Source organism: Aliivibrio fischeri ATCC 7744 = JCM 18803 = DSM 507, assembly GCF_023983475.1.
Taxonomy (GTDB): domain Bacteria; phylum Pseudomonadota; class Gammaproteobacteria; order Enterobacterales; family Vibrionaceae; genus Aliivibrio; species Aliivibrio fischeri.
This window is the reverse complement of record NZ_CP092713.1, coordinates 961,199-975,134: the sequence shown is the minus strand read 5'-3', so window position 1 is coordinate 975,134 and position 13,936 is coordinate 961,199. Positions and strand designations below refer to the sequence as shown.

The following is a 13,936-nucleotide window of genomic DNA, read 5'->3' as shown; positions in this document are numbered from 1 at the left end:
TTTAATTTGATAATATGCCTACATTATTTTCTGTTGAGCAATCAGTGTATTGAAGATTTACGACAAAGTAAGCCTATATTTCCATCGGAAACACATAACGCCTGCATAACACGTTTGCTACCATGCAGATTAAGCTCAAATTTACCACTTAACACGGTAAACTCAAAGAAACCTAGAATGCCGAGTGTAGCAAATCGTGTTGATGCATTTGTTATGTTTTAATTTTTACGTGTGTGTGATTTAATGGAAATCACAAGCTGCCATATCAGAGTTGCATACATGATATAAAATATAAGACTTATAAATTCTATACCACTATAAAGAAACCTTGAGAACGGTATAATACTTAAAGCAATACCATTAAAAAAATCAACAACGCTTGCAATTTTCGAATTATACTCAGGGTAAATTTTATAAAGGTAATTATTTTCATACGAAAATACGATAGCTTGAAATATTAGAGATAATACAACAACCAAACACGCAGGTCGAAAATAGCTTCTACCAAACTTAGAGATTTTATCATTAAGTAAAAAAACTATTTTCTCTTGAGACCATGACTCTCCTGCCATATCATTTTTATGCCTTTCCATTTCCAAAGAAAAGTACTTATTTGCTTCTATATGATTACCTACTTTATCAAACGAATGTTTTATTATTCTTAATGTTTCTCTATTTGTATTATTTGATAAAAGCTTTACGTTTAGGAAATTTGGCATTTCTTTCAGGTTTGCATTTTCCAAATCTAATCCAGAGTTGAATGTCGCATTCCTGAAGTTAACGAAAGACAAAAAAGTCACATATTTAAAAGTTGTCGGCTTTTCACCCTCATAACCAAACTCACAACACTCAAAACCAGCAAAGTCACTGAAAATACTTTTGAAGAAGCTAACTTTTTTAACTTTAGAGTCATACATATCAAAAACTTTCCCAAAATTTGAATTTATAATATTCAAGTTTCTAATATTGTTTTCTTTAAATTCAAATTTGGACTCAAACTCAACATTCTTAATAGTAATCTCATCAAATGAAGTTTTATTTAATATAAATTTTGATTTTATCGTGCTGTCGGAAATAGATAGTTTACTAACATTCTGCTGAAATGAGTTTGAGTTATTGAAAATAGAATTATTTACAATGATTCCATTAATATTTATTTCAGAGTTAAATTCACAATCATTAAATACAGAGTAATCAGATTTTTCTAACAAGTTAAAATGGTCACTAAATGAGACATTACCACTAAACTTACAATTTTGATATAAAACTCGATTTACGTTTCCAAGCATATCTAACGGATAAAGCGTCCATTCCTTAAGAAATTCACAATCTTGAAAAAATGATTGGAAATCATTCAAATCAAAGTAAAGATACAAGAATTGGCAGTAGTTAAAATGTGCTCCCTTTATCTTTTTTAGCAGATTAAAATAATCAAAACGATCACGACTATCTCTTTCAGGGAACTTAATATGGTCAAAAACTATTATCTGTTCACGAGCAAACGCCTCTACCGCCTCGGACTCTAACTCATCTAATAAAAAAGATCTAAAGTCATCTTTCGATACAATTGGTCTAGTCAATGGCAGTTCGTATACCTGTTTTAAGATGTAATTAATTAATTCATCATAGAATTTGGATAATACAAAATTGTTATGGAAATCTATCCCATAATCATTTTTCTCGCAATGCAGAGGACATTCACTCTGTTCTCGTACAGCAGAGTTACTACATAAATCAGTAGCACATTGATTTTCCAACGACTTTCTCCTTACTTAATTTTAAAACATAACGCCGCAATAACACGTGCGAAAGACCGACTTCCCAAACCAATTATACTCCAAACCGCGAATGCCGAATGTAAATAGCATCGTGTTGATTGCTTTGTTATACGAGCCTTGCTTTCGCTCCGTTTAAATTGGTAAAGAACTGATTTACCAAGATTTACTGTAAACTGAGTTTAATTAGACTGGTTCAATTAAGCGAGCAAAATATCATTTCAACGGCAATAACTGTGAAACGAAGCAATCCCTTTTTCTTACACCATTTGTACGGCTTGGTTTCAGCAGGTTTTGAGCTAATAAACCAAATATCCTAACCACAATTGGGATTGAAAATGCTGAGAGGAAAACACTGATGCAGGCTAAAATGAGGCATAACCAAAGAACAATTGAAGCGTAAATTAGTCGCTGAAACGCCTGAATTTAGAGCAATAATAGTTCAATGCCGAACCTGATGAAATGAACACCAAAAGGCAACAAAGAAAAAGGAAAACCCCCCTACTTTCGCGCCTAAAAAACTAATGGTTCAATCGCTGAACTGAACCAAAAAACTGCATTCTCAGAGTTCGTATAACGCTTGCATAACACGTGCTGACGACCAACTTTACCAAACCAATTACACTTCAAACCAAAAACGCCGAATGTAATAAGCATCGTGTTGATGCGATTGTTGTGCGTGCTTACTTTCGGCTTGGCTAGCTTGGTAAAGAACTGCCCTGCCAAGATTTTATAAGCCCTGATTCTAATTTACCGATGCCAATTAAGCGAACAAAATGTTCTTACATTGCGAGATAAAGTGAATGGAAAACAAATACATTTTTAACGCCATTTGAACGACTTGGTTTCAGAAGATTTGGAACTGATAAACCAAATATCCTTGCCACAATTGGGATTGAAAATGCTGCGAGAAAAACACAGATGCAGGCCAAAATGAGGCATAACCAAAGAACAATTGAAGCGTAAATTAGCTTCTGAAACACCTGAACTTAGGAAAATAAGGATTAATTTGCCGAACCTGACGATACGAAAGCAAAAAGGCAACAAAGAAGAAAGGAACGCTTACTAAGCCAAAACTACGAAAGCCGCGATCCTTTTGATGAACCGTGCAAAAAATTTCGGACTCAGTACGCACAACGCCGCAATAACACGTGCGAACGACTGACTTTCCAAACCAATTACACTTCAAACCACAAACGCCGAGTGTAATTAGCATCGTGTTGATTGCTTTGTTACACGATCTTTGTCAACGCTTCACTTTAATTGGTAAAGAATTGATTTACCAAGATTTACTGTAAATTGAGTTTAATTAGACTAACTCAATTAAGCGAGCAAAATATCATTTCAACGGCAATAACTGTGAAACGAAACAATCCCTTTTTCTTACACCATTTGTACGATTTGGTTTCAGCCAGTTTTGAGCTGATAAACCAAATATCCCAACAACAATTAGGATTGAAAATGCTGCGAGCAAAACACTAATGCAAACTGAAATGAGGCAAAACCATGAACAATTGAAGCATGAATTGGTTTCTGAAATCCATGAACTTTTGGCAATAATGGCCAATTGCCGAACCAGATGAAACGAATATTAAAAGGCACCAAAGAAAAAGGAAATCCACCTTACTTTCACACCTAAAAAACTAACGGTTCAATCGCTGAACTGAGCCAAAAAACTACAATCTTAGAGTTCGTGTAACGCCTGCATAACACGTTTGCTACCATGCAGATTAAGCTTAAATTTACCACTTAATACGGTAAACCAAAAGAAACCTAGAATGCCGAATGTAGCAAATCGTGTTGATGCATTTGTTACATGCGACTCAAAGAATGAGCAGAAACTCTATCTTTAGCCAATTCAATAACTGCATGACCTAATTGAACCAAAGTACCAAAACTTGGTGTCGTTTCAGGTTTTAATGAACGATAAGCACTCGTTCTACTTTTAATTCCTGCACGCTCAATTACAACACTGTGGCCAAATTGTTCAACATAAGAACGAATAGCCGCTTGCAAAATGTCAGCTCGACCTTCTTGCATTGAATCCCATGAAGCCTGCTTTATTACCATTTCCATTTCTTTAACGTCAAAAGGCGTTAAATCAGATTCAGTATAACTACCAACCGTGATTTCTTTTAACGTTGCCGCTGATAATTCAACACCACTCCAATCAAGAGAGCCATCAGCAGTTAATGCAAACTTTTGAAAATTAGTCACATGCCTAAATGCTTCTTTTTGGAAATACTCAGTTAAGTTAGCTTCACCGGTATAACCGTCACTAAAAGTAAGCTCAAGTGTAAAATCAGCTACCAAATCAACATCAATTACTTTCAACATACGTCACCTATAATTTACCCGGATTAATACCAGCAACTGCTTGTTTCCACATTGCCATCAATTTTACTCGATTGCTTTCAATGTGAGCTTCTGCTCGTTTTCGTTGCTTATTTGGTAAATAACCCTCTAAGCACTCTCCTGTTTCAATTGCTATGATTAGCTCATAGCTACCATATTTGACATGAATATGAGGCAATTTATGCTGCTTGTTGTCGAAAAAATACAGACAAAATGAAAGCCCAAGCAATGCATCTATCTCTGGCATAGCAACCTCTAATTATCAAATCTGGTTAAACTATAGCACCGTATCTCAAAAGAGACAACCTTAGCATGTAACGCCTGCATAACACGTTTACTACTATTCAATTATACTTAAAATTGACGCCTTAAAACGAGAAACACCCGACAACCTGAGGATGCCGAGTGTAGTAAATCGTGTTGATGCATTTGTTATGCGTATTTTTCTGGCAACACTATATTTAAACTTTCATCTGCACTCGGCGGCTCAAAATATTGAGTAACATGATGAAAAACAGCCTCTGTATCAAAGCCAGCTCTCTCTGGTTGTTCGATACGACGTTTTTCTATTTGATATAAACACTGACTATCAGTTAAATCTAAATAGATTAACTCGTGCTTACAATTCAACTCTGAGCAAAGTGAAGTAAACCATAACCTTTGTTTTACTGTATTCGCGGGAAAATCCATCACGACATTTGTGCCCACTTTCAAAAGATTTTGGACATGACTTTTTATAAAAGGCTTAATCGCACCTGAAAACTGAATGTAATCATCGAATGTTTGGATTTGATTCGGAAAATGAGCCGATAGCCACTCATCTTCTGATATTAATACTGCATTATTATCAATAGCTACAACCTTCGATTTTGTAGATTTCCCTGCTCCCATTTTCCCACAAAAGAAAAACAGCCTTCCCTGATGTTTCATTATTACCTCCGAAATACGCATAACGCCTGCATAACACGTTTACTACTATGCAATTATACTTAAAATTGACGCCTTAAAACGAGAAACACCCGACAACCTAAGATGCCGAGTGTAGTAAATCGTGTTGATGCATTTGTTAAATGAATTTATAAATAGCTACAAAACTCAAATATGACAATAATAAGATTCGAAATAAGTAAGTACCCTAAAAGTAAAAAACCGATAACAAAGAACACCCAACACAAACTCTGACCACATACTCTACTACTTTCATGATAATCATAAACTTGCCAAAAAACATCAGGCATATCGCTTGATTTGAAAGAATAATTCTTTGGTTCTTTACCAATACTTATAGTCATCGTATCAACATTAGGGCTATCTATATCACTTGTTGATGCTTTAATAACGTTAAACTTAATTTTATTAAATAAAATTTCAGATTCTTTATGGTTCAATTTTAATATTGTTTTATTTAAAAAGTTAATTGATAAGCCTTCTTTACAAAAATCAGAATAAGAGTTAAATTTCTTTATAATCAAGGGACACATTGATATATATATCATCGATGATAAAAAAAATGCAATCGCGCTAAAGTATAAACAAAGTAAACTAAATGATGAAACTATACTAATACTGAAAACACTATTCATATATTCTTCTGTTACATTACCCATTTTAGTTATAGCAGGAACCAAGAATATCCAAATAGATGTAGAAGTAATTAACTTTCCGGTGGATAATTCTTTAATTGTACTCCAACTGTTCATGAAAATAACCCGCCTTTTAATTCTTCTTTTTTCACTATATCTATGGCAATGTCCAGCTCTTTTAGAACTTTAGGTTCAATGATTAAACTTACATGCTTGATAAAATCATTTTTTATATCCATATCATCTAGAAACCCCATTAAATCCATATAATGAATATTTCTAATTTTACTCCCTCTTACTTTATAGGACTCTTCTACTTTAGATATTGATATTGTTTTATTTTTCAATAAAGCCCTAATGTACTTAGAAATTACCTCATCAAAATCTTTACATAAACATTTAATAATGAAATTATCTGTACTTAGGAAAACCCCCATTGTATTTAGTATAAATTCTTCATGGTTTTCAATAGATCTAGTACCAACTAACGATGATGAAATCAGACTATCAATTATATTTCTCTTTAATTTATTCTTACTATTAACAAAAACTTGAATACTTGGTATTAAGTAATACTGATTATATCTAACCTTATCAATCGTTGACAAAAAACTCAATTCACCATCAAATTTCTGCCAGTCGTTAATTCTATTCTTATAAAATTCAGATGCATTAGTTTCTGTTTGTAAATTAATAAATAATGCACTAAAATATTGAGCAACACTTTCATGGATATATTCATAATCAAATCCATCTCTTTTTAGCAAACAAGTTACATGTGTCAAATCATATAGGTAATCACTTGAATCAGTTAGTTTAAATCCTGAAATATTGAGAGCTTGCCTTATAAATCGGTTAACTTCACTTTCAGTGAATGTTCTTATTTGCTCTTTTCTTGTAAGATAGCATAACGTACTAAAAACAGATTTTATTTCATCATCAGCTAATTTTGATTTACTTGCTCTATTATAGCTTCCTTTAAAACCATCATGCCTTGATAATATTGCAGAAAAAAGATCTTCATAAAAGCCTAATTTTGTTTTCGGTATTTTTAATCTTTTATTATACACTACAATAAACCAAGTAAGCATTAATGGAGTATCTAATACTTCATAGTCAAATTGGTTTGATTCTTGAATCTTTGCTAAAATGGGTTTAGATAATGACTCATTATTCAAAGTGACTTTTATAAAAGGTGCTATATCATCTTTTTTCAATAAAGAAATATTATATTTTTTAAAATTTGTATTTTTCGATATTTCCGTATTATCTCGACTAGTCACAATTAACTTTACATTAGAATATTTTAAGCATATGCTGCTTAAAGATTCATTAAATTCATCCCTAACCTCTAATGATAGTTCATCAAAACCATCTAAAAATAATGAAACTCGTCCTTCATTAAGTAAAAAATCAAATAATTTATTTGAACATTCAAGTCCCATATCATTTAGTTTTTCACAAGCACTCTCAATAATTTGATTCGCTTGTTTTATTTTTCTAAGCTCTAAAAATATAGGCAATGTATCACCTGTATTCAATTCTAAAAACTGAAGATACTTCAATAAAATTGATTTCCCCTGCCCTAACCTACCATTAATTAATATACCATTCTTTCCATTGATTCTAATCAATTCTTCAATGATGGTTTCTTTACCCCTTGGGCACAATACTTTAGGAGGATGAAAAAAACTGTTAATCAATTTACTTGTTTCTGGAGAAAGTAGGGTATAAACCTCTTGTTCCTTTTTTACATTTAAATGAAACTTTTCGATAGAAGGCTCGTCATCTATCCATGCTTGAATTTCTGAAAGGTTAGACCCAGCAGCCTTACTGGTGTACGTTTCAATATTCTTTTTTAAATATGTACTAGATTTATTTATCTTAGGTATTTTCATTTGATTAGCCAACAAAAAAACGTTGATTTTACAAGGTATAACACACGGTATCAATGGTTAATTGTATAAATTAATTTAACGCCTGCATAACACGTTTGCTACCATGCAGATTAAGCTCAAATTTACCACTTAATACGGTAAACCAAAAGAAATCTAGAATGCCGAATGTAGCAAATCGTGTTGATGCATTTGTTATGTTTTAGTTGTCATTCAAAGTTGAAAGAACTACTTATAAAAGCATCTTTATTTTCGTCACACAGCTTAAGAATTGCTTGTTTTACATCGTTTGTATAAAATTGCCACTTGGACAAGTTATACTCTTTTATCGCACTGAGCACATACCAATGAATAGAGTTCATTTTATGGTCTGTATTTTTAGGTCTATAAGCTTTCAATGCTGTGTAATAAAGATGGTAGTCTAGCTTTCCCTTATCATTAGTTAGAGGAAACTCTTCATTTGGTAACGATTTTGAAAACTCTATAACCTCTAGCATAGTTTCAATTTCGCGCTCATCACGTAAAAAACAAAACGTTTCTTCTTGATGCCTATTTTTAATAGACTTTAAAGTAATTTCCTCAAACCACCTCTTATGATTGTACTCGGGTAACGCTTTGATGCTTTCATCGTTGATTTCCAGATTAAAAGATATTACTGACTTTGAAATTTTGTCTTTAATTAACTTTTGTTTGTCTGTAGGGAAATTGCCCTTAATTGCACTATCTATTCGCTTATTGGTACTCTTTTCTGGAATGTCTCCATCGTTTACTGCAACAATGCCAAATGAAGGTATACTGAAACTATCTTGCAACTCCATACCATATGTAAAAAAACCGTAGAGGCAAGAAACTTGATTCATCCACGAGCCTGAAAAAATATACTTAGCAGAAACACTTTCATTTCTATCCCACAAAGTTTCAATAACTGACTTTGCTAGTTTATCCTCTATAACTATGTATATTGACGGAATGAACTTATAATTATACGATCCAGTCCTGTACTCAACTTTTGTACCCAATATGTCCAAACCTATATCTACATCCACTTTTATCGAATTATTCATGTCCTACCTACCCTAACCAATCTAAAACATAACGCCGCAATAACACGTTTATTACTACGACGACTTAGCTGAATTTTACTGCCTTAAACACCTAAACCAAAGACAAATCTACAATGCCGAATGTAATAAATCGTGTTGATTGCTTTGTTAGGCATTTACCATCGATGCATTCTATTAATATCTTCTGATACAGAGTTAGCTTGCGCGAAACCATCCATATCTGGAAAAATGTTTGATTTATTAATATCAAAAACTTCAAATAATATATCTAAAGCTTCTTCTTTAAGCTCCGGAGTTAATTCAAATTTTCTATACGCTCGCTCATCAGATGGGAAAGCCAAACTGCCAGCAGCACTATCTATGACCTTGCTGTACATAAACTGACTATGCTGTGCTGCAATACGCGCTGATACACCAGGAGATTCCCACGTTATAGGGTCATCACGAAAATCATCGACGATGCTTTCATATGAACGAACTTCAAGTTCTTTTTCATGCCCCTCTAAATACCATGTGTCAAAAGCTACAAGTAAGCCGGATTTATCTGGATTTTCACTACATGCAAACCAAATTCCAATTAATGCATTTCTCGTAAAGTCAACTAACCGAGTTGCAGCTCCGTGATGCTGTAATTTAGCTAATAATTCAAAATCTGATAACTCTTTTCCATTTTCATGTCTATATCCACGATGAGTTGCATGTTGAAGTAAAGTGGTCTCGTAATTAATCATTGCTCGGTTAGAGTCTGAACTCTTATACCCATTAGAGTTTTGTAAACGACGATATGCCGAACTATCTAAACGCCACTCAATATTACTCTGTCCACGCCACATCCAAACTCGATGCTGATGCTTACCTGAAGGTTCACATACATTTGATAATAATTCAGAAAAACTCACTGGTTTAAGAACTTTACCATGTAAATGATGTTTAACTTGTTCCATTCTTACCTCAATACCTGATGCCTAACGCCTGCATAACACGTTTGCTACCATGCAGATTAAGCTTAAATTTACCACTTAATACGGTAAGCTCAAAGAAACCTAGAATGCCGAATGTAGCAAATCGTGTTGATGCATTTGTTATGTGTTTGAACTCATTGTGTATTCCATGCGCCCAGTATGCTCACACACTTGCTCACTGATTACAGTAAAACCTTGAGATAAATAAAATTGATAGCTTGCCACATTCTCAGAATATACATTTAGAGTAAGCATTGGGCATTGCTCTTTGGCATGGGAAATTAACTGCTTACCAACCCCTTTACCTTGATACTCTGGTGATACAAAAATTGCAGCTAACATATTTTCATATAAAGAATAGAATCCAACAACTTTTGAGTCTACCTTGACCACATAAGTTTTAGATGCAGGAATGTAAATATCACGCATATTATCAACTTGTGATACCCAAAATTCAGCAGATACGAAATCATGCGCTTTAATTGAGGAGTTAAGCCAAATATCTAAAACTGCATTGATATCTTGCGGAGTATATTGTCGTATCATTTCACTCTTAACCTTCTGTTTAATTTGATAATATGCCTACATTATTTTCTGTTGAGCAATCAGTGTATTGAAGATTTACGACAAAGTAAGCCTATATTTCCATCGGAAACACATAACGCCTGCATAACACGTTTACTACTATGCAATTATACTCAATATTGACGCCTTAAAACGAGAAACACCCGACAACCTGAGATGCCGAGTGTAGTAAATCGTGTTGATGCATTTGTTATGCCTATACGTTTCGATAACAATAAATAAATTCTTTTATAGAAATCAATCTCGAAACTTAAAATGAAATGCTATTCGTACTAGCCTTAACCCGATAAATATTGATAGACCAAATACAGTCCCTAATAATGCAGACCAATACGAATAACCACAAAGTATGCTGAATATTAATTGAACAATAGATTGAACAGTAATGAACCATGCGACGAAATGAAAAAACACAATTGGTTGCTTTTTTGTAAATGGGTTTATTTCCCAAGACGGAACAACCCACAGTTTACTTGAATACGGATTAAATGCCTGAATACCAATGATAAAAAACAAACCTAAAAGACTTGCAACAAAAATAAGCAGTAGAGATTTTAATTGTTCAATTAATGGTAGATTTGTACTTTCTAAAGGAACTGTATAGTAAGTTGACATGATACTTATGCATGTGCTCAAAGTAATAATTATTATCCGAAAAATACGCCAATTCATAAGTATTCCCATAAATGCTTTATAACATAGGACGAATACTTAACTAAAAATACAATTTGAACAATATGCTCTATTATAAAGTTGCTGCATAATGAGCAAAACCGTATTTCAAAGCAAAACTGAGGCATAACGCCTGCATAACACGTTTGCTACTATGCAGATTAAGCTCAAATTTACCACTTAATACGGTAAAACCAAAGAAACCTAGAATGCCGAATGTAGCAAATCGTGTTGATGCATTTGTTATGCGAATCACCTACGATACTCACTAAACGCCATCACAGCTGACGGTCTAGGTATACAAGAAACCCATTCTTGAGCTTCTAAAACTTCTACATTTAGATTAAATGAAGAGCTATCCGCGTGCATTCTATAAAATTTAACGTTGGAATTTTCATTGTGTAATAACTTAATTATACTAGCAACAATCCAAGTATCACATCGCATTCCAAAATATATACCAGTCAGATAAAATGGTGCTGATTTACTACCATAAGACTTTGAAAGTAGACGCCATTCTGATTCATAACTCCATTCACTTGCCTTAGTGAAAAAATATTGTTTTTCTATTAATTCACGAGCTTGAGCTGAGTCACTACAAATATATTCTTGAATTAACTTTGCGCTGATGCCTCTAGTTCCTTTGTAATCGATTTCCTTTGGTTTCCTAGCTGCCGTTTCAATATCAAATTCTAAACAGACTCCTTTATGCTCATTCGCATAATGGCTCCACATTAATGGCGAATCGTTTTTACGCGATAACGACAAAACTCCAATGTTTTTCATAACTAGGTCTAACTGATTTTTAATTTCATACAGCAACTGAAAACTTAATGATTTTTCATACTGACCTTCATATTCGGTGGCATAGTATTTAAATCGTTCTATATTTTCTTTTGCTGCAATCTTCCCTTTATTCTTACACAGCATCATATAGCACAAATATTCTAATTCTTTTATATTCAAATCGTTTTCAATTATTGGTGAACAATCTAAAGGGTCATTAAAACAACTAGGATCAGAAAAATAGATTTCACTACTACATAATTCTTTAATTAAGAATTCACTAAACTTTCTATATTTATAAAGTTTCATTTTTATCCCACTATTCGCATAACGCCTGCATAACACGTTTGCTACGATACAGACTTAACTGAATTTTAACGCCTTAATCACTGAAACTAAAGGCAAACTGACAACGCCGAGTGTAGCAAATCGTGTTGATGCGATTGTTAGTTTCATCATTGCCGACTAAGTAACAAATTAATCCCTGACATAGCTAAAAACATAGAGCAGGCTTTATTAAAACGTCTTGCCATGCATGGTTTTGAAAACCAACTTCTAAGGTATAAACCAAAAATAGCATAGATTGATATAGCAAACATTTCTAAAATCAAGAATGTAGAACCCAAAATAAAAAACTGCTCATTAACGTTACCACTAACATCAACAAATTGTGGTAAAAAAGCAGTAAAAATCAGAATAGCTTTAGGGTTCCCTGCCGCCAATGTAAATTCTTGTTTTACTAATTCAACATAATTTCTATTTGTTGTTTCATTAGACATTGGACTCTCTTTTGAGCACCAAAGTTTAAAAGCAATCCAGAGTAGATAAGTCGCTCCAATTAACTTGATGAACAAAAACAACGTTTCAGAGGTATATAACACAACAGCTAAACCAGAAGCTGTTAATGCTATCATTACCGAAAATGCAGTGATCCGTCCAAGCCCCGCAATAAAGGCGGTCTTAAATCCATAGCACCGAGCATTATTCATTGCCAATAGGTTATTAGGGCCAGGTGTCATATTTAGAGCAAAACACGCTGGTATAAAAAAGATAAGTTTCCAGATTTCCATTACATCCTCCTTGATGGAACTAACGCCTGCATAACACGTTTGCTACCATACAGGCTTAGCTGAATTTTAATGCCTTAATCACTGAAACTAAAGGCAAACCGACAACGCCGAGTGTAGCAAATCGTGTTGATGCATTTGTTACACGATCTTTGTCAACGCTTCGCTTTAATTGGTAAAGAATTGATTTACCGAGATTTACTGTAAACTTAGTTTAATTAGACTAGCTCAATTAAGCGAGCAAAATATCATTTCAACGGCAATAACTGTGAAACGAAACAATCCCTTTTTCTTACACCATTTGTACGGCTTGGTTTCAGCTAATTTGGAACTGATAAACCAAATATCCTAGCCACAATTGGGATTAAAAATGCTGCGAGGAAAACACTGACGCAGGATAAAATGAGGCAAAACCATGAACAATTGAAGCCTGAATTGGTTTCTGAAACCCATGAACTTTTGGCAATAATGGCCAATTGCCGAACCAGATGAAACGAATATTAAAAGGCAACAAAGAAAAAGGAAATCCACCTTACTTTCACACCTAAAAAACTAACGGCTCAATCGCTGAACTGAGCCAAAAAACTGCGATCTTAGAGTTCGTGTAACGCCTGCATAACACGTTTGCTACCATGCAGATTAAGCTCAAATTTACCACTTAACACGGTAAAGCAAAAGAAACCTAGAATGCCGAATGTAGCAAATCGTGTTGATGCATTTGTTATAACCATCTGATAATGTTACTGAAACCGTAACTGTTTACCTTCAACATTATAATCACTACCTTGATCATCTTATTTCCAGCAAGTCATGCTCTTTGGCACCGATAACTATCAATTATTTGCTTTATTTTTTCTTCGTAACAATAACGTAATTAACTAGAGTTAATCCAATGACAAAACACCAAAATTGTAAGCTAGGTAGCACCGTTGAAACAGATCCAACAAGTAAACCAGATCCAAGCCCAATTGCAATTTTTTGAAGAGTTGTCATTTTCAAAGTCCTTTTTTATTCAATGATTACTAAATAGCTGCAATCTATAGTATTAAATCAATTCTACCTTAACTATCACTTAAACAATTAATATTTAAGTGTATTTGAGAAATATCTCACCTAGGTTATAACGCCTGCATAACACGTTTGCTACGATACAGACTTAGCTGAATTTTAACGCCTTAATCACTGAAACTAA

Annotated in this window: 13 protein-coding genes and 1 pseudogene; all 14 read right to left on the bottom strand. The window is 33.6% G+C overall.

The annotated features are described in order from the left end of the window. Positions 1-218: 218 nt before the first annotated feature. On the bottom strand, positions 219-1,757 hold the full coding sequence (locus AVFI_RS17765; RefSeq protein ID WP_188864011.1) for a hypothetical protein: 1,539 nt from the start codon (positions 1,755-1,757) through the stop codon (positions 219-221). A gap of 1,830 nt (positions 1,758-3,587) precedes the next feature. Further along, entirely contained in the window at positions 3,588-4,112 is a 525-nt protein-coding gene (gene dhiA, locus AVFI_RS17760; RefSeq protein WP_054776368.1) for a type II toxin-antitoxin system antitoxin DhiA, read from the bottom strand. Further along, a pseudogene (gene dhiT / locus AVFI_RS17755) lies at positions 4,106-4,377 on the bottom strand (type II toxin-antitoxin system toxin DhiT). Before dhiT ends, dhiA begins: the two are co-directional and overlap by 7 nt. A 185-nt stretch (positions 4,378-4,562) precedes the next feature. Next, the gene (locus tag AVFI_RS17750; RefSeq protein ID WP_081304305.1) at positions 4,563-5,060 is read right to left on the bottom strand and encodes an AAA family ATPase; all 498 of its coding nucleotides are present in this window, start codon (positions 5,058-5,060) and stop codon (positions 4,563-4,565) included. 146 nt (positions 5,061-5,206) lie between these two features. Further along, positions 5,207-5,830 (bottom strand): hypothetical protein, encoded by a 624-nt coding sequence (locus AVFI_RS17745; RefSeq protein ID WP_188863993.1) that lies wholly within the window; start codon positions 5,828-5,830, stop codon positions 5,207-5,209. After that, on the bottom strand, positions 5,827-7,611 hold the full coding sequence (locus tag AVFI_RS17740) for an NACHT domain-containing protein (RefSeq protein WP_188863994.1): 1,785 nt from the start codon (positions 7,609-7,611) through the stop codon (positions 5,827-5,829). Before AVFI_RS17740 ends, AVFI_RS17745 begins: the two co-directional genes overlap by 4 nt. A gap of 206 nt (positions 7,612-7,817) precedes the next feature. After that, the gene (locus AVFI_RS17735) at positions 7,818-8,672 is read right to left on the bottom strand and encodes a hypothetical protein (RefSeq protein ID WP_054776367.1); all 855 of its coding nucleotides are present in this window, start codon (positions 8,670-8,672) and stop codon (positions 7,818-7,820) included. A 155-nt stretch (positions 8,673-8,827) separates the two neighbouring features. Beyond that, complete coding sequence (locus AVFI_RS17730) at positions 8,828-9,616, bottom strand: FRG domain-containing protein (RefSeq protein WP_054776371.1); 789 nt, start codon at positions 9,614-9,616, stop codon at positions 8,828-8,830. 138 nt (positions 9,617-9,754) lie between these two features. Next, positions 9,755-10,180: an N-acetyltransferase gene (locus AVFI_RS17725; RefSeq protein WP_054776378.1), complete on the bottom strand. Its 426-nt coding sequence runs from the start codon at positions 10,178-10,180 to the stop codon at positions 9,755-9,757. Positions 10,181-10,456: 276 nt separating this feature from the next. Then, the gene (locus AVFI_RS17720) at positions 10,457-10,834 is read right to left on the bottom strand and encodes a hypothetical protein (RefSeq protein WP_139070511.1); all 378 of its coding nucleotides are present in this window, start codon (positions 10,832-10,834) and stop codon (positions 10,457-10,459) included. 130 nt (positions 10,835-10,964) lie between these two features. Then, positions 10,965-11,147: a hypothetical protein gene (locus AVFI_RS17715; RefSeq protein WP_199414932.1), complete on the bottom strand. Its 183-nt coding sequence runs from the start codon at positions 11,145-11,147 to the stop codon at positions 10,965-10,967. Beyond that, on the bottom strand, positions 11,144-11,986 hold the full coding sequence (locus tag AVFI_RS17710) for a DUF2971 domain-containing protein (RefSeq protein ID WP_141676987.1): 843 nt from the start codon (positions 11,984-11,986) through the stop codon (positions 11,144-11,146). The genes AVFI_RS17715 and AVFI_RS17710 overlap by 4 nt, the downstream gene beginning before the upstream one ends. A 146-nt stretch (positions 11,987-12,132) precedes the next feature. Continuing rightward, entirely contained in the window at positions 12,133-12,747 is a 615-nt protein-coding gene (locus tag AVFI_RS17705; RefSeq protein ID WP_188864002.1) for a LysE family translocator, read from the bottom strand. A gap of 843 nt (positions 12,748-13,590) precedes the next feature. Further along, positions 13,591-13,737 (bottom strand): hypothetical protein, encoded by a 147-nt coding sequence (locus tag AVFI_RS17700; RefSeq protein ID WP_196581848.1) that lies wholly within the window; start codon positions 13,735-13,737, stop codon positions 13,591-13,593. Between the last annotated feature and the right edge of the window lie 199 nt (positions 13,738-13,936).